At 73.6% G+C, this 15,252-nt stretch carries 16 protein-coding genes; 8 read left to right on the forward strand and 8 right to left on the reverse strand.

Annotation, left to right across the window (positions count from 1 at the left end):
- Positions 1 to 10 precede the first annotated feature (10 nt).
- From AA0Z99_RS06110 to AA0Z99_RS06120, 3 genes are read right to left on the reverse strand one after another with little or no spacing between them, the layout of a single operon-like run.
- Entirely contained in the window at positions 11 to 880 is an 870-nt protein-coding gene (locus tag AA0Z99_RS06110; protein WP_413320438.1) for a hypothetical protein, read from the reverse strand.
- Positions 877 to 1,590 (reverse strand): LuxR C-terminal-related transcriptional regulator, encoded by a 714-nt coding sequence (locus tag AA0Z99_RS06115; protein ID WP_413320440.1) that lies wholly within the window; start codon positions 1,588 to 1,590, stop codon positions 877 to 879. Before AA0Z99_RS06115 ends, AA0Z99_RS06110 begins: the two co-directional genes overlap by 4 nt.
- Positions 1,578 to 2,816, reverse strand: a complete 1,239-nt coding sequence (locus tag AA0Z99_RS06120) for a sensor domain-containing protein (RefSeq protein WP_413320442.1) — start codon at positions 2,814 to 2,816, stop codon at positions 1,578 to 1,580. The genes AA0Z99_RS06115 and AA0Z99_RS06120 overlap by 13 nt, the downstream gene beginning before the upstream one ends.
- 117 nt (positions 2,817 to 2,933) lie before the next feature.
- Here AA0Z99_RS06120 and AA0Z99_RS06125 point away from each other — a divergent pair, with 117 nt between their 5' ends.
- Complete coding sequence (locus AA0Z99_RS06125; RefSeq protein ID WP_413320444.1) at positions 2,934 to 3,467, forward strand: hypothetical protein; 534 nt, start codon at positions 2,934 to 2,936, stop codon at positions 3,465 to 3,467.
- A complete protein-coding gene (locus tag AA0Z99_RS06130) occupies positions 3,464 to 4,318 on the forward strand; it encodes an aminotransferase class IV (protein ID WP_413320446.1) in 855 nt (284 codons plus the stop codon). The genes AA0Z99_RS06125 and AA0Z99_RS06130 overlap by 4 nt, the downstream gene beginning before the upstream one ends.
- 12 nt (positions 4,319 to 4,330) lie before the next feature.
- Here AA0Z99_RS06130 and AA0Z99_RS06135 read toward each other — a convergent pair whose 3' ends face one another.
- Positions 4,331 to 4,954: a TetR/AcrR family transcriptional regulator gene (locus AA0Z99_RS06135; RefSeq protein ID WP_413320448.1), complete on the reverse strand. Its 624-nt coding sequence runs from the start codon at positions 4,952 to 4,954 to the stop codon at positions 4,331 to 4,333.
- 146 nt (positions 4,955 to 5,100) lie between these two features.
- Between AA0Z99_RS06135 and AA0Z99_RS06140 the strand changes: the two genes are divergently transcribed.
- Both AA0Z99_RS06140 and AA0Z99_RS06145 read left to right on the forward strand, forming a co-directional pair.
- Positions 5,101 to 6,477 (forward strand): MFS transporter, encoded by a 1,377-nt coding sequence (locus AA0Z99_RS06140; protein WP_413320450.1) that lies wholly within the window; start codon positions 5,101 to 5,103, stop codon positions 6,475 to 6,477.
- Between the two features lie 272 nt (positions 6,478 to 6,749).
- Positions 6,750 to 7,370 (forward strand): IMPACT family protein, encoded by a 621-nt coding sequence (locus AA0Z99_RS06145; protein ID WP_413320452.1) that lies wholly within the window; start codon positions 6,750 to 6,752, stop codon positions 7,368 to 7,370.
- A gap of 33 nt (positions 7,371 to 7,403) precedes the next feature.
- On the opposite strand, the gene AA0Z99_RS06150 is transcribed toward AA0Z99_RS06145, so the two are convergent.
- The 3 genes from AA0Z99_RS06150 to AA0Z99_RS06160 all read right to left on the reverse strand — a co-directional run bounded on the left by AA0Z99_RS06150 (position 7,404) and on the right by AA0Z99_RS06160 (position 9,151).
- A complete protein-coding gene (locus AA0Z99_RS06150) occupies positions 7,404 to 7,892 on the reverse strand; it encodes an SRPBCC family protein (RefSeq protein ID WP_413320454.1) in 489 nt (162 codons plus the stop codon).
- A 35-nt stretch (positions 7,893 to 7,927) separates the two neighbouring features.
- Positions 7,928 to 8,290: an iron chaperone gene (locus AA0Z99_RS06155; RefSeq protein WP_413320455.1), complete on the reverse strand. Its 363-nt coding sequence runs from the start codon at positions 8,288 to 8,290 to the stop codon at positions 7,928 to 7,930.
- A gap of 63 nt (positions 8,291 to 8,353) precedes the next feature.
- Positions 8,354 to 9,151 carry a fructosamine kinase family protein gene (locus AA0Z99_RS06160; protein ID WP_413320457.1) on the reverse strand — a complete coding sequence of 266 codons (798 nt, stop codon included), beginning with the start codon at positions 9,149 to 9,151 and terminating at the stop codon, positions 8,354 to 8,356.
- A gap of 47 nt (positions 9,152 to 9,198) precedes the next feature.
- Here AA0Z99_RS06160 and AA0Z99_RS06165 point away from each other — a divergent pair, with 47 nt between their 5' ends.
- The 3 genes from AA0Z99_RS06165 (at position 9,199) to AA0Z99_RS06175 (ending at position 12,333) form a co-directional block, all read left to right on the forward strand.
- Positions 9,199 to 9,375 (forward strand): hypothetical protein, encoded by a 177-nt coding sequence (locus tag AA0Z99_RS06165; RefSeq protein ID WP_413320459.1) that lies wholly within the window; start codon positions 9,199 to 9,201, stop codon positions 9,373 to 9,375.
- Between the two features lie 109 nt (positions 9,376 to 9,484).
- Positions 9,485 to 12,103 (forward strand): valine--tRNA ligase, encoded by a 2,619-nt coding sequence (gene valS, locus AA0Z99_RS06170; RefSeq protein WP_413320460.1) that lies wholly within the window; start codon positions 9,485 to 9,487, stop codon positions 12,101 to 12,103.
- Complete coding sequence (locus AA0Z99_RS06175; RefSeq protein WP_413320461.1) at positions 12,103 to 12,333, forward strand: hypothetical protein; 231 nt, start codon at positions 12,103 to 12,105, stop codon at positions 12,331 to 12,333. Before valS ends, AA0Z99_RS06175 begins: the two co-directional genes overlap by 1 nt.
- 12 nt (positions 12,334 to 12,345) lie before the next feature.
- On the opposite strand, the gene AA0Z99_RS06180 is transcribed toward AA0Z99_RS06175, so the two are convergent.
- The gene (locus tag AA0Z99_RS06180; protein WP_413320462.1) at positions 12,346 to 13,140 is read right to left on the reverse strand and encodes a class I SAM-dependent methyltransferase; all 795 of its coding nucleotides are present in this window, start codon (positions 13,138 to 13,140) and stop codon (positions 12,346 to 12,348) included.
- 52 nt (positions 13,141 to 13,192) lie between these two features.
- On the opposite strand from AA0Z99_RS06180, the gene AA0Z99_RS06185 reads away from it, so the two are divergent.
- A complete protein-coding gene (locus AA0Z99_RS06185; RefSeq protein WP_413320464.1) occupies positions 13,193 to 15,229 on the forward strand; it encodes a M3 family metallopeptidase in 2,037 nt (678 codons plus the stop codon).
- Positions 15,230 to 15,252: the final 23 nt, after the last annotated feature.

Consider the following 15,252-nt stretch of genomic DNA (forward strand, 5'->3'; position numbering starts at 1 on the left):
CACGCGCGGGTCAGCGCGCTGCGGGGCGGAGGGTGATGCTGCCGGCGCTCACGTCGACGTCGATCGTCGATGCTGCGCTCGGGTCGTCCACGACCCGCACGTCGGCGGTCCCCGCGGACGCCTGCTCCGTCACCGCGTAGGCGCCGTCGGGGATGTCGAGGTCGATGCTGCCGGCGCTGGCGCTCGCGGTGATGGAGGACGGCTGCTCGCCCGTCAGCGAGCCGAGGATCCGACCCGCGCTCACCCCCAGCTCGACGGCGCCGTCGGTCGAGAGGTCGAGCCGGGCCTCCCCCGCCGAGACCTCGACGGCCACCGAGGCTGCGGTGCCGCCGAGGTCGACGTCGCCCGCGCTCAGGTCGACGGTGGTCTCCCCCCACGCTCCGGTGGCGGCGAAGCTGCCGGCGGCGACATCGACGTCGAGGTCGAGCGCGCTGCGCTCGAGCGCAGCGGGCAGCGTGAGGGTGGCGAGCTGCTCGCCGCTGTTGCCGCCGAAGGAGAAGCCGAACCCGAACCAGCGCCAGCGGCGGTCGGTGCCGACGACGAGCGTCGACCCCTCGCGCTCGAGGCGCCACTCCTGCGCGGGCCCGCCGTCGGTGGAGACGGCGAGCTGCGCCTGCTCGACATCGGCGAAGCGCACCTCGAACGCGGCCGCGGTGCTGTCGATGCGCAGCTGCTCGAGCCCGGCGGCATCCGCGACGTAGTCGTTCGAGGTCGACGCGTGCGCCGCGACGCCGCGCACGACGCCGCCGCCGAGGGCGAGCACGCCCGCGATGGTGCCGAGCACGATCACGAGGACGCTGATCCAGCGGCCGGGGCGGGACGACGGACCGCTGGAGCGCGGGCCGGGAGCGGGTGCGGGCTGATCGGTGAAGGTGGTCATCGGATGCCTCCGGTCGCGTCGGGCGCGCTGGTCGGGTCGGGAGTGGTGGGTGCCTCGAGGTGGGCGATCACCGCGAGCACGCGGCGGTTGCCGTCCTCGGGGTCGAGCTCGAGCTTCTGGAACACGGCAGAGATGTGCTTCTCGACGCTGCCGGCGGAGATGTAGAGGCGGTCGGCGATCGCCTGGTTGGACGAGCCCTCGGCCATGAGCGCGAGCACCTGCCGCTCGCGCGGCGTGAGCCGCTCCATGCGGGCGTCGCGACGACGCCTCGCGAGCAGCTGGCTGACGACCTCGGGGTCGAGCACCGTGCCGCCGGCGGCGACCTGCTCGATCGCCGCCAGGAAGTCGCGCACGTCGGCGACGCGATCCTTGAGCAGGTAGCCGAAGCCGGCGGGCCCGCTGGCGATGAGGTCGGCCGCGTAGCGCTCCTCGACGTACTGCGAGAGCACGAGGACTCGGGGGCGGTCGCCGCCGGTGCCGAGCCGCGCGGAGCGGGATCGGATGGCGATGGCGGCGAGGATGCCCTCGTTGGTGCGGGTCGGCGGCATGCGCACGTCGAGGATCGCGAGCTCGGGGTCGTGCGCGGCGATGGCGGCCTCGAGCGCGGTCGCGTCGGGCAGCTGCGCGACGACGTCGTGGCCGGCGTCGGTGAGCAGCCGGGCGATGCCCTCGCGGAGGAGGACGCTGTCCTCGCAGATCAGGATGCGCACGGGACGTCCACTTCGATCGCGGTCGGGCCTCCGGCGGGGCTGGAGACGCTGAGCGTGCCGCCGACGCCGGAGACGCGGTGCGCGAGGCCGTCGATGCCGCCGCCGGACTGGCGCTCGGCACCGCCGATGCCGTCGTCCTCGATGCGCGCCCAGAGCGATGCGGGGCCGCCGGCGGGCCTGCGGGTGCGGATCGCCACGCGGATGCGGCTCGCGCGAGCGTGCTTCTGCGCGTTGGTGATCGCCTCGGCGATGGCGAAGTAGACGGCGGTCTCGGCGTCGCGGCTGCAGCGCCCCTCGATGCGGGCGTCGACCTCGACCGGCACGACGCTGCGCCCCGCGAGCGCGGAGACCGCTGCGTCGAGCCCCCGGTCGTCCAGCACGGCGACGTGGATGCCGCGCGCGACCTGCCGCAGCTCGGTCACCGCCGACTTCGAGGAGGCGTGGGCCTCGTCGATCAGCCGCAGGGCCGCGGCGGGATCCTGCTCGATCTTGTCGCGGGCCATGCCCAGCTGCATCGCGATCGAGACGAGCCTCGGCTGGACGCCGTCGTGGTGGTCGCGCTCGATGCGGGTGCGGTCGAAGTCCGCGGCGCGCACGGCGCCGTGGCGGCGCTCGCGCTCGTCGCGCGCCTCCTGCTCGAGGCGAGCCCGGTCGTCGGGCACGAGCAGGCCCGTGGTGACGCTGCGGTGGGCGAGCGCCATGGCGATGGTCCCCGCCACGCCCGCCGCGAGCGCCAGCAGGCCGATGAGCGGCGCCCACGCGACGGGCACGGAGAGGGAGGTGAGCGGGATCGTGATCCGCTCCGCCTCCCCCAGCCCGGCCAGCGCGAGCGGGATCCCGATGCCGACCATCGACAGCAGCGGCAGGGTCACGGCGCCGAAGACGCTCGCGAGCAGGAAGCTGAGGATGGCGCGCCAGTGCTGGCCATCGGTGAGGATGCGCAGCAGGCGATGCGGGAGGCGCAGCCAGTCGGTGCGGTGTGACGTGCGCAGCACCCCGCGCGGCACGTCGACGCCGTAGAGGCCGGCGATGCGCTCGCGCTCCACCCAGGCGAGCCCGGCGAGCGACAGCAGGGCGAGCGCGAGCGGCAGGAGGCCGATCAGCACGATGAGCGTCGCGGCGCCGGTCGCGGCGAGCGTGGCGATGACGGAGAGGATTGGGATGCCGACGGCACCGAGGAGCGCGAGGTGCGCGACGGTGGCGAGCATGGGGCGGATGCGGTGCATGCCTCAACGCTAGGACGCGAGGTGCGCCCGCACCCGGCGGATGCCCGGAACGCTCGCGGGGGTTATCCCCCGCTCTCCCGACCTCGGCTGCGCGGCACCCGACGGTACCCTGGGAGCATGCCCTCCCCGCGATCGTCCGCCCGCAGCATCCGCACGGCGGGCGCCGCCCTCGTGCTGGCGCTCGGGCTCGCGGTCAGCGGTTGCGGCCTCATGCCCTCGCCCTCACTGCCGCCCGCACCGAGCGCCACGGCTCCGACCGAGGCGCCGGCGCCGACCGCATCCGGCGAGGCGCCGCAGCCCGGCAGCGACGCGCAGGCCGAGCAGTGCGCGCAGCTGCTGAGCGACGTGCAGCGCATCGCGCTCGACGTCGCGCTGCTCGGCGAGCGCTTCGGCAGCGGCGACCTGCTCGGCGGCGCCGCGCTGCTGGGCAGCATCTCGTCGCGCGTCGGCGAGCTGCAGGGCCGCGTCACCGATCCCGCGCTCATCGAGCGCATCGAGGCCATCCAGGCCGGCTGGGCGGCGCTCGTCGCCGATGCCGAGGCCTCGCTGCAGGCGGGCGACACGAGCGGCATCGATCGCGCGATCACCGCCATGGGTGCCCTCGGCGAGCAGGTCACCGCCCTCCAGCAGTTCTGCGCGGGCACGGCATGAGCGCTCCCCTGCTCGCGCTCCTCGACGGTTCGATCGTCGACGTGACGCACCCGATCGTGCGGGCCGACGACCTGGGCGTGGTGCGCGGCGACGGCGTCTTCGACGCCACGCTCGTGCGTGCAGGCAGCGATGGCGCGCCCCGCGTCGAGGATCGGGAGTCGCACCTCGACCGGCTGGAGCGCAGCGCAGCCATCCTGCAGCTGCCCGCCCCGGATCGCGCCGGCTATGGCCGCGCGATCGACGCCCTCGTCGCCGCGTGGGACTTCGACGCGCACCCGGAGGCCGTGATCCGGCTCGTGCTCACCCGCGGGCCCGAGGGCGGTGGCGAGCCGACGGCCTTCGCGCTCATGGCGGCGCTCAGCGCATCCGTCGTGCGTGAGCGCGAGCAGGGTGTCAGCGTCACGCTGCTGGGTCGCGGGCACGACGGCGACGAGGTCGCAGCGATGCCGTGGCTGCTGCCGGGGGCCAAGAGCCTGTCGTACTCGATCAACATGGCGGCGAAGCGTCACGCAGCGCAGCAGGGCTTCGACGACGTCGTGTTCGTCTCGCCCGCAGGGCTGCTGCTCGAGGGGCCGACCTCGACGCTGGTGATCGACCGGGGCGGCAGCCTGCTGACGCCCCAGCAGGAGGGGATCCTCGCCTCGATCACCCTCGAGCACCTCATGGAGGAGGCGCCGGCCGCGGGCCTCTCGGTCGCCTTCGCCGCGCTGGGGCCCGACGACCTGCTCACGAGCGACGGCGCGTGGCTGCTCTCCTCCGGCCGGCTGCTCGCGCGCATCACGAGCGTCGACGGGCAGCAGCTGCCCGTCTCGCCGCTCGATGCGACCCTGCGGAGGCTGCTCGGCGTCTGAGCCGAGGCGGCGTCAGCGCGAGCGGGATGCGCGCCTCGCCGCCGCGAGCGGTTCGGTCGCGGCGCGCACCGCGCTGGCCGCGCTCGGGCGCCTGGGCGTCTGCGTCCACGCCACGAGCGCAGCGCACGCGGCCGCGACGATCGCGATCGGCTCGACCGACGCATCCGCCGACTCGGGCAGCGCGTCGCGCTCGAGCGCGAGCGCGAGGGCCGCGCGGTCGACGACCGGCTGCAGCCTCGCCGGAGCCCCGTCGCGCAGCGCGGCGACGGCGCCCATCGCGCGCGCATCGCGCAGGGCGGCCGGCGGCGTGGTGCCCCAGGGCTCGACCGCGAGCGCGAGCGCGTCGACGAGCCTGCCGAGCGCAGGACGCTCCCGGTCGCCGTCGTCGACGTCGGCGGCGCTCGCGCCGATCGCGGCGCCCGCCCGCTCGATCGCGGCGTCGAGGCTCGCCCACAAGGCGTCGGCCTTCGAGTCGCAGTACGCGAACACCGTGCCGCGGGAGACGCCCGCTCGGCGCGCGATGTCGTCGATGCTCACCGCGTCGTAGCCGCGCTCCAGGAACAGCTCGAGCGCCGCCTCGTGGATGGTCGCGGCGCTCGACGCTCGCGGCCGACCGGGCCGTCGTGAGGTCGCCATGGAATCCCCTCCCGCGAGCTATTGTTGCACTCGGTACTGATTCCCGTGCCACCACAGCGCCACACGCGGCACGCGCCGCGACCGGCACATCCGTCATCGCCAACCACGTGATCGGCACGCACGTGCGAGGCACCAGAGGAGCGACCGTGACCACTCACCCTGCGCCCGCCCCGGCCGGGCCACGGGCATCCGCGCCACCGCGCACGCACACCGCGACCCGGCGGGTCGCCGCGGCCGCGACCGTCGGCACGGCGCTCGAGTCCTACGACTTCTACGCCTACTCCTACTTCGCGGCCTTCTTCGCCGGGCCCTTCTTCTTCTCGGCGCTCGGCCCGGCCGGCGCGCTGCTCGCGTCGTTCGCCACGATCGGCATCGCCTTCGTCGTGCGACCGATCGGCGCGGTGCTCTTCGGGCACCTGGGCGACCGCATCGGCCGCCGCTCCACCCTGCTGATCACCATCGCGCTCATGGGCGTCGCCACGGGGCTCGTCGGGCTGCTGCCGACCGGCGAGGGCTGGGCGCTGTTCGGCGGCATCGCGCTCGTCATCCTGCGCATCGTGCAGGGCCTCTCGCTCGGCGGCGAGTGGGGCGGGGCGGTGCTGCTCGCGACCGAGCACGCCGATGCCCGCCGTCGGCCGTTCTTCGCCTCGCTGCCGCAGCTGGGCTCCCCCATCGGCTCGGTGGCAGCCGGCGGCCTCATGCTGATCATGTTCTTCGGCCTCGGTCCCGAGGCGATGGCGGCGTGGGGCTGGCGCATCCCGTTCCTGCTCGCGATCCCGCTGATCGCGGTGTCGCTCTACCTGCGCTGGTCGATCGACGAGACGCCCGTCTTCAAGGAGCTCCAGGCCAGCGGCGCCCGAGAGCGGAACCCGGTCTGGGCCGCGATCCGCACGCAGCCGGCCGCCTTCGGCGTCGCCATCTTGGTGGCGCTGCTCGGCATCGGCTCGTACTCGCTCATGAACACGTACACGATGGGCTACGGCGTCGCGTCGCTCGGCTTCGACGAGATGCAGCTGCTCGCGGCCGCCACGATCGGCGGACTCCTGCAGTTCGTCACCGTGCCCGGCTTCGGCTGGCTGGCGACCCGCATCGGCTCCGCCCGCGTCGTCGCCCTCGGTGCGCTCGGCACCCTGCTGATCGCCTTCCCGATCTACCTGCTGCTCAGCGACGCGACCTTCGGCGTGCTGGTCACGCTGATGATCGTGGGCGGCATCCTGCCGACCGCCTCATGGGCCGCGCTCGGCGGCACGATGCAAGAGCTCTTCCAGGGCCGCCACGCCTACTCGGCGCTGTCGGTCGCCTATGCGCTCGCTGCCGTGCTCTCGGGCTTCATCCCGTACCTCACCGGTGCGCTCGGCACCGCCACCGGCGGCGCCTGGTGGCACCCGGGCATCGTGCTCGCCGCGCTGTCGGCGCTCACGCTCATCGGTGCCGTCATGGCGATGCGGATGCGCCGGCTCGGCGACGAGGGCATCGACGCCGCGCAGGCGGTCACCCGGGAGCCGGTGCCAGAGCCCGCCTGACGACCGCCCCGCAGCCCGGGCCCGCAGCCCGGGCGCCGCAGCTCGGGCGCCGCAGCCGCACGCTCCCACCCGCCGACGCCCACCACCGGCGCGCACAACGCAAGCCCGCGGACGCCGAACAGCGGCGCTGCGATCATGACCGCCCGACGTGCCGCAGAGGTCGCCGCGCGAGCGTGCGTCGTGCGGCAGGGCCGGCGAGCGCCGCGGGCACCGCGAGCACCGCGGGCACCGGGGGCACCGCGGGCACCGGGGGCACCGCGAGAGGATGGAGCATGGCCACGTCGACGATCGCGCGCACCGCGAGCGCCGAGGTGGAGATCGCGCGCTCCCGGTTCTCGGCGACCGCGCACCAGATCGCCGGCCTGGACGACGTGGCCGAGCTCGTGCGCGCGGCGCGGCGCGCGCATCCGGGCGCCCGGCACGTCTGCAGCGCAGCCGTCGCGGGCCCGCTCGGCGAGTCGAGCCGCTCGAGCGACGACGGCGAGCCGGCCGGCACCGCGGGCTCGCCGATGCTCGCCGCCATCGCCGGTCGCGACCTGACGGACGTGGCGGTGCTCGTCGTGCGCTGGTTCGGCGGCGTGAAGCTCGGCACCGGAGGGCTCGTGCGCGCCTACGGCGGCATCGCGGCGGATGCGCTGGACGCAGCGGGCAGGCTCGACCGGCTGGAGGCGAGCGAGCTGCGCGGCCTCCTGCCCCTCGCCGATGCGCAGCGCGTCGAGCACGCGCTGCGCATCGCGGGACACGAGCCGAGGCTCGACTACACCGCGAGCGGCGCCCGGCTGCGGTGCACGGTCGTCGACGAGGCGCTCGGCGACGCCACGGCGCTGCTCGCGCAGCTGGGCGTCGAGCACGAGGCGCTCGGCGGGCGCCTGATCGAGCGTCCCGCGCGCTGAGCGCCGGGCTCCGGGCTCCGCGCGACGGATCGGTCAGCGCCCCGCCTCGCGCACGTCGACGCCGTGCTCGGCGAAGGCCTGGAAGTCGCGCATGTGCTGCTGCGCCTGCGCGATGAAGGATCTGCGCATGCAGGGGGCGAGCAACCGCATCGCGCCGGTGAAGCGGTACTCGTTCTCGCTCTCCCACCGCGTCCGTCCGGGGTCGACCTCGATCAGCCGCTCGCGCGCGGCGCTCCACATGCCTGGCGCGGCGATCTCTCGCTCGAAGCGCACGTCGACGTGCGACGGCACTCCGCGCAGCTCGGTCGGCTCGCGGCGCGTGATCGTCTCGACGGCCTCCATCCGCTGCTTCCCAGACCCCATCACCACCCTCGAGGCGGTGCCGACGTGCCCGTCCTCGCCGTGCAGCGGCTCGTGCAGGACCAGGCCGCGCAGCCACTGGGGGCGGTGCTCGGGTCGCGTGAGCAGCTCGAGCACCCGTTCGCGCGACAGCGCGAGATCGAGCGAGACGGTGAACCGCATGCGGAGCGCTCTCGGGCCTCGGTGGGTCGCCGGCGTCAGTGCCGGTCGGCGTCGATCTGCGCTGCGTGGAAGCGCACGAGATCCTCGATCAGCGCGGTCGGCAAGGGCTGCTCCGCCGTGAAGCGGATGCCGTGCTCGGTGGTCTCGTAGGGCTCCAGGCGCTCCGCGAGCTCCTCGATCGCCCACGATGACGGGTAGAGGGTCATGTGCCGCTTCGACGCGGTGAAGTGGACCAGGGCGCGGCCCCGGTAGCGGAGCGTCGGCATGCGGTAGCTGATCGTCTCCTCGACGCTCGGCACCAGCTCGGTCACGAGCTTCCGGATGCGCTGCAGCTCGGCGCGGAAGGCGGGGTCGACGCCCGCGAGGTACTCGTCGATGCTCGTCGCCGTCTCCGCCATGGCTGCGCCTCCCGCTCGTCGTGCGCTGTCGCCGCCACGATAGCGGCGTCGTCGCGATGCCGCTCAGGCGAGCGAGCGGGCGACGGCGACCGCCTGCTCGGCGTAGCCGCCGCCGAACAGCATCGTGTGCACGAGCAGCGGCTGCAGCTGCTGCATCGGGATGCGCTCGCGCCAGCCGTCGGCGAGCGGCGAGCGCTCGTCGTAGGCGGCGAGCACGCGCTCGAGGCGCGGCAGGCCGAAGAGCGCGAGCATCGCGAGGTCGGTCTCGGCGTGCCCGCCCTGCGCGTGCGGATCGATGAGCACGGCTCCCGTGTCGACGTCGCTCCACAGCACGTTGCCGCTCCAGAGGTCGCCGTGGATGCGCGCGGCGCCGCCGCCGACGAGCTGCGGCTGCGGCGCGTCGAAGTCGCCGCGAGCCATGCGCTCGACAGCGCGCAGCACGGTGCGCGCGTCATCGGCGTCGAGCCGACCGGTCGCCGCGCAGCGCTCGAGGATGGGGCGCACGGCGGTCGCGGCCCACGCCTGGCCCCAGCCGGCTCCGGCGTCGTCGCCGACGGGCGTCGGTGCCAGCGGTGTGCGCGACGACCCCACCTCGAACGGTGCGGTCGCTCCCGGCGGCGGGCAGCAGTGCCAGGCGGCTCCGCTCGCGTGCAGCAGCGCGAGGCTGCGGCCGAGCGCCTCCGCCCGCGCATCCGTCGCCGCCGCGGGCTCGACTCGCGCGACGCGCAGGGTCTCGCCCTCCAGCCTGGCCCGCGCGATCCGCGTGCCGCCCGCGGCCTCCGCCTCGGAGAGCCACGCGAGGCCCGCCGCCTCCATCGCGAGCGCCGCGGGCCCGCCGCGTCCTGTCTTCTCGACATCCATGCGCCGAGCCTACGAGCGCAGCCGCGCCGCGCCGATACCGTGGCTGCATGGCCCGCACCCGCAAGCCCACGCCCCTCTGGCTGCCGATCGTCGCCGCCGTCTGCTTCGCCCTCGCGGCCGCACTGCAGACGGACACCCTCTCGCGCGTCCTCCTGGGGGTCGCCGCCGTCCTGCTCGGCGTCACCGCCGTGCTGCAGTGGCGCATGCAGCGCCGCGACCGCTGACGGCCCGCCCGCCGCCGCCCCACCGAGTAGGCTTCCTCCAGCACAACCAGGCATCACGCCGGAACCACCGGCGCAGACACGATGCCGCGCACAGCGAAAGCGAGACGCCATGAGCGCCATGCCCGAACGCCCCGCCCTCGAAGGACTCGAGCAGAAGTGGGGCCAGCGATGGGAGGAGGCCGGCACCTACCGCTTCGCCGGCACCGACGCCCACGGCACCCCCCTCGACCGCGAGGCCGTCTACTCGATCGACACGCCCCCGCCGACCGCCTCCGGGTCGCTGCACGTGGGCCACGTGTTCTCCTACACGCACACCGACCTCATCGCGCGATACCAGCGGATGCGCGGCAAGCGCGTCTTCTACCCCATGGGGTGGGATGACAACGGCCTCCCGACGGAGCGCCGCGTGCAGAACTACTACGGCGTGCGCGTCGATCCGACGCTTCCCTACGTGGAGGGCTTCACGCCCCCGCAGGAGGGCGGCGACGCCAAGGGCTCGAAGGCCGCCGACCAGCTGCCCGTCTCGCGCCGCAACTTCATCGAGCTGTGCGAGCGCCTCACCGAGGAGGACGAGGAGAAGTTCGAGCACCTCTGGCGCACCCTCGGGCTCTCGGTCGACTGGCAGCAGTCCTACCGCACGATCTCCGACGACGCCCGTCGCACCTCGCAGCTCGCCTTCCTGCGCAACCTCGAGCGCGGCGAGGCCTACCAGGCGGATGCGCCGACGCTGTGGGACGTGACGTTCCGCACGGCCGTGGCCCAGGCCGAGCTCGAGGATCGCGAGCAGCCGGGCGCCTACCACACGCTGCTGTTCGAGAGCGAGGACGGCGAGCTCCGGATCGACACCACGCGCCCCGAGCTGCTCGCCTCCTGCGTGGCCGTGGTCGCGCATCCGGACGACGCGCGCTACCAGCACCTCTTCGGCACCACCGTGACCACACCGGTGTTCGGCGTCGAGGTGCCGTTCGTCGCGCACGAGCTCGCCCAGATCGACAAGGGCACGGGCGTGGCGATGATCTGCACGTTCGGCGACGTGACCGACGTGATCTGGTGGCGTGAGCTGCAGCTGCCGAGTCGCTCGGTCATCGGCTTCGACGGCCGCTTCGTGGCCGAGGCGCCCGACGCGCTCGAGAGCGACGCAGCGCGGGCCGCCTACGCGGAGCTGGCGGGCAAGACGGTCTTCAGCGCGAAGAAGACGATGGTCGAGCTGCTGCAGGCCGCCGGCCGCATGGTCGGCGAGCCGCGCACGATCACGCACCCGGTGAAGTTCTTCGAGAAGGGCGACAAGCCGCTCGAGATCGTCTCGACGCTGCAGTGGTACATCAAGAACGGCGGCCGCGACGAGGGGCTGCAGGAGCGGCTCGTGTCGCTCGGGCGCGAGATCGCCTGGCACCCCGAGCACATGCGCACCCGCTACGAGAACTGGGTGCACGGGCTGAACGGCGACTGGCTCATCTCGCGGCAGCGCTTCTTCGGCGTGCCGATCCCCGTCTGGTACCGCCTGGACGCCGAGGGCGAGCGCGTGCCCGGCGGCGTGCTGCTGCCGAAGCCCGAGCAGCTGCCGCTCGACCCGACGAGCGACGTTCCGGAGGGCTTCGACGAGGCCCAGCGCGGGCAGCCCGGCGGCTTCGTCGGCGAGGTGGACGTGATGGACACCTGGGCGACCTCGTCGCTCACGCCGCAGCTCGCGGGCGGATGGGCCGACGACTCGGCGCTCTGGCAGCAGATCACGCCCTTCGACCTGCGCCCGCAGGGCCAGGACATCATCCGCACCTGGCTGTTCTCCACGCTGCTGCGCTCGATGTTCGAGGACGGCCGCGCACCCTGGAAGCACGCCGCGCTCTCGGGCTGGATCCTCGACCCCGACCGCAAGAAGATGTCGAAGTCGAAGGGCAACGTCGTCACGCCGCTCGGCATGCTCGAGGATCACGGCTCCGACGGCGTGCGCTACTGGGCCGCATCGTCGCGGCTCGGCGTCGACGCGACCCTCGACCCGCAGAACCCGAAGATGGTGAAGATCGGCCGCCGGCTGGCGATGAAGGTGCTGAACGCCGCCAAGTTCGTGCTCTCCATGGAGGGCGCACCGGGCGAGGTGACCGAGCGCCTCGACCGGGAGATGCTCGGCGAGCTCGCCCAGGTGGTGCGCACGGCGACCCGCGCGTTCGACGCCTACGACCACGCGAAGGCGCTGGAGGTCACCGAGACCTTCTTCTGGACCTTCTGCGACGACTACCTCGAGCTCGTCAAGGAGCGCGCGTACACGGGTGACGAGCCTGGCCGCGGTTCCGCGATCGGCGCGCTGCGGCTGGCGATCGACGTGCAGCTGCGCCTGCTGGCGCCGTTCCTCCCGTTCGCCACCGAGGAGGTCTGGTCCTGGTCGCACGAGGGGTCGATCCACGTCGCCGCGTGGCCCACGCCCGACGAGCTCGGCAACGGCAGCGACGCGATGGGTGCCGGCGCGCTCGCGACCGGTGCGATCAGCATCGGCTCGACGGGCATGCTCGCCTCGGTCGGCCAGGCGCTGATCGGCATCCGCCGTGCGAAGACGGATGCGAAGGCCAGCCAGAAGACGCCGGTCGCCTCCGCGGTCATCGCGGTGCCGTCGGCGCTGCGCGAGCACCTCGAGGCGGCGGCGGGCGACCTGCGTGCCGTCGGGCGCATCAGCGAGCTGTCGCTGGTCGATGCCGACGAGCTCGCGGTGCGCGAGATCGTGCTCGAGGAGTCCTGATGCAGATCGGCACCCGCTGGGCGGTCGGCGGCGAGCCGCCGACCGCGGTGCCGGTCGAGATGCGGGCGGCGATCGACGACGAGGAGCGCACCCTCGTCGAGCTGGGCGCCGACACGTCGGCCTGGCGGTGGACGCTGACGTTCCTCGAGGGCCTGCCGGTCGTGGAGCTGGACGACGGGACGACCATCCGCCTGGACGGCACCGACGTGCTGGTCACCCGCGCGGACTGAGCCCGGCTGCGGTCAGCCGCGAGCGAGGATCCAGCCGTGCAGCATCGCCATCCAGCCGTCCTCGTCGCGCGACCAGTCTCCCCACGCGTCGGCGATCTCCTGGCGCTCTCGCGCATCCGCCAGCCCGTGCCGCTCGGTGCCGTCGGCGAAGGCCGAGCGCAGCGCCCGCTGCACCCACTGGCCGCCCCAGTACGCGCGCCCCTCCGGCGACTCGAAGCACCACGTCTCGGCGCCGGTCTCGATCGAGGCGCAGCCGGCCTCGCGCGCCCAGCGCTTGAGCTTCGCGCCCGCGTCGCCATCGCCGCCGTTCGCGCCCTGGAGCTGCCCCATGAGGGCTCGCCAGCGCGCCAGCGGCGCGGTCAGCGGCTCGATCGTGGTCGCCGAGTAGACGACCTCGCGCGCCGCCACGAGCTCCCCCACCGCGCGCCACGCTCGCAGCGCCGCGACCGGCTCGCCGAGGTGCTGCAGCACCTGGTGCGCGTGCACCACGTCCCACCGCTCCCCGGGCGACGGGTCGTAGGCGTCACCGACCCTGAGATGGACGTTCTCGACTCCCGCCGCGGCTGCCGCCGCGCGCGCCGTCTCGATCACCTCGGCGCTCGCATCGATGCCCACCACGATTCCATCGCTCCCGACCAGGCGCGCCAGGTCGATCGTGATGGAGCCCGGCCCGCAGCCGACGTCGAGCACGCGCATGCCGGGCCGCAGGTGCGGCACGAGGTAGGCGGCGGAGTTCGCGGCCGTGCGCGCGGCGTGGGCGCCGACGACCGAGGGGTGGTGGCCGTGGGAGTACTCGGCGGCGGTCATGGGGCGAGTCTACGAGCGGGCTCGCAGCGGCTGGCCGCCTAGGCTGGTCGACATGACCAATCCCTTCTTCGCGCCGAGCGCGCTCCCGTACCAGCTGCCCCCGTTCGCAGAGATCCGCGACGAGCACTTCGAGGAGGCGCTCGAGGCCGGGTTCGCCGAGCAGGCGCAGGAGGTGCGCGCGATCGTCGTCGCTCGCTCGGCACCGACGTTCGAGAACACCATCGAGCCGCTCGAGCGCTCCGGCGGCATCCTCTCGCGCGTCGCGCACGTCTTCTTCAGCATGACCTCGACCGACTCCTCCCCCTTCCTCGAGCAGCTCGAGGAGCGCTACGCGCCGCGCTTCGCCGCCCACGCCGACTCCATCACGCTCGACCCGATGCTGTACGCGCGCATCCGCACCCTGCACGAGCAGCCGCAGGAGCACTGGACCGAGGAGCAGCGCTACCTCGTCGAGCGCCGCTTCACCGAGATGACGGTCGCCGGCGCGGGGCTCGACGACGCAGCGCGCGAGCGCCTCAAGCAGCTCAACCAGCAGATCGCGACCCTCACGACGCGCTTCGACAAGCACCTGCAGGCGGACACGAACGACTTGGCGGTCGTGATCGACGACGTCGCGCAGCTCGACGGCCTCGCCGACGGCGAGATCCAGGCCGCTGCCGCTGCCGCCGCCGACCGCGGGCTCGAGGGCACGTGGCTCATCACGCTGCCGCTGTTCTCCGGCCACCCGTGGCTCGCCTCGCTCACCGACCGAGACGTGCGCCGCCGCGTGATGGAGGCATCCCTGGCCCGCGGCACCCGTGGCAACGAGCACGACAACCGCGCGACGGTGCTGGAGCTCACCGCTGCCCGCGCAGAGCGCGCGCAGCTGCTCGGCTTCGCCACCCACGCGCACGCCGTCACCGCCGACGAGACGGCCGGATCGCCCGACCGCGTCATGGCGATGCTCACGCGACTCGCCGCACCGGCTGCTGCCAACGCGAAGGCCGAGGCAGCGGCGCTCCAGGCCCAGATCGAGGCCGCCGGGCACGACCACGAGCTCGCGGCGTGGGATTGGGACTTCTGGACCGAGAAGGAGCGCACGGCGCGCTTCGACGTCGACACCGCCGCGCTGCGCCCCTACTTCGAGGCCGAGCGGGTGCTGTGGGACGGCGTCTTCTACGCCGCCACCCAGGTCTACGGCATCACCTTCGAGGAGCGCACCGACCTGGTCGGGTACCACCCCGACGTGCGCGTGTTCGAGGTGCGCGACGAGGACGGCAGCGAGGTCGGGCTCTACCTGCTCGACCTCTACACCCGCGACTCCAAGCGCGGCGGCGCCTGGATGAACCCGCTGATCCAGCAGAACGCCCTGCTCGGCCACCCGACCGTCGTCATGAACAACCTCAACGTGCCGAAGCCCCCGGCCGGCACGCCGACGCTCCTGACCTTCGACGAGACGAACACGCTCTTCCACGAGTTCGGCCACGCCCTGCACGGCCTGTTCGCGCAGGTCACCTACCCCTCGCTCGGCGGTACCAACGTGTTCCGCGACTTCGTCGAGTTCCCCAGCCAGGTGAACGAGATGTGGATGCTGTGGCCCGGCATCGTCGACAACTACGCCAAGCACATCGAGACCGGGGAGCCGCTGCCGGCCGACGTGATCGAGCGCCTGCAGGCGTCGGAGTCGTTCAACCAGGGTCACGACACGAGCGAGTACCTCGCGGCTGCGCTGCTCGACCAGGCATGGCACGCCCGCACCGCCGGCGATGACGTGACGGATGTCGCGGCCTTCGAGCGCGATGCGCTGGCCGAGGTCGGGCTGCTGAGCGAGACGGTGCCGACGCGCTACTCGACCGGCTACTTCCAGCACGTGTTCTCCGGCGGCTACTCGGCCGGCTACTACTCCTACATCTGGTCGGAGGTCATGGACGCCGACACGGTCGAGTGGTTCAAGCAGCAGCCGTCGATCCGCGAGGCGGGGCAGCGCTTCCGCGAGCGGCTGCTGGGCGTCGGCGGCTCCAAGGACCCGCTCGAGGCCTTCCGCGACTTCCTGGGCCGCGACGCCGACATCGCGCCGCTGCTCGAGCGCCGCGGTCTCGAGACCCCCTAGTCACAGCCTCCACCAGCGCGCAG

Origin of the sequence: Agrococcus phoenicis, assembly GCF_047302415.1 — a bacterium.
Lineage (GTDB): Bacteria > Actinomycetota > Actinomycetes > Actinomycetales > Microbacteriaceae > Agrococcus.

Bases quoted from the DNA above. Each gene is read 5' to 3' on its own strand.
- AA0Z99_RS06175 (WP_413320461.1), top strand. From the start codon at position 12,103: ATGCAGATCGGCACCCGCTGGGCGGTCGGCGGCGAGCCGCCGACCGCG.
- AA0Z99_RS06160 (WP_413320457.1), bottom strand. From the start codon at position 9,151: ATGGATGTCGAGAAGACAGGACGCGGCGGGCCCGCGGCGCTCGCGATG.
- AA0Z99_RS06185 (WP_413320464.1), top strand. From the start codon at position 13,193: ATGACCAATCCCTTCTTCGCGCCGAGCGCGCTCCCGTACCAGCTGCCC.
- AA0Z99_RS06135 (WP_413320448.1), bottom strand. From the start codon at position 4,954: ATGGCGACCTCACGACGGCCCGGTCGGCCGCGAGCGTCGAGCGCCGCG.
- valS (WP_413320460.1), top strand. From the start codon at position 9,485: ATGAGCGCCATGCCCGAACGCCCCGCCCTCGAAGGACTCGAGCAGAAG.
- AA0Z99_RS06165 (WP_413320459.1), top strand. From the start codon at position 9,199: ATGGCCCGCACCCGCAAGCCCACGCCCCTCTGGCTGCCGATCGTCGCC.
- AA0Z99_RS06180 (WP_413320462.1), bottom strand. From the start codon at position 13,140: ATGACCGCCGCCGAGTACTCCCACGGCCACCACCCCTCGGTCGTCGGC.
- AA0Z99_RS06150 (WP_413320454.1), bottom strand. From the start codon at position 7,892: ATGCGGTTCACCGTCTCGCTCGATCTCGCGCTGTCGCGCGAACGGGTG.
- AA0Z99_RS06130 (WP_413320446.1), top strand. From the start codon at position 3,464: ATGAGCGCTCCCCTGCTCGCGCTCCTCGACGGTTCGATCGTCGACGTG.
- AA0Z99_RS06120 (WP_413320442.1), bottom strand. From the start codon at position 2,816: ATGCACCGCATCCGCCCCATGCTCGCCACCGTCGCGCACCTCGCGCTC.
- AA0Z99_RS06155 (WP_413320455.1), bottom strand. From the start codon at position 8,290: ATGGCGGAGACGGCGACGAGCATCGACGAGTACCTCGCGGGCGTCGAC.
- AA0Z99_RS06110 (WP_413320438.1), bottom strand. From the start codon at position 880: ATGACCACCTTCACCGATCAGCCCGCACCCGCTCCCGGCCCGCGCTCC.
- AA0Z99_RS06125 (WP_413320444.1), top strand. From the start codon at position 2,934: ATGCCCTCCCCGCGATCGTCCGCCCGCAGCATCCGCACGGCGGGCGCC.
- AA0Z99_RS06145 (WP_413320452.1), top strand. From the start codon at position 6,750: ATGGCCACGTCGACGATCGCGCGCACCGCGAGCGCCGAGGTGGAGATC.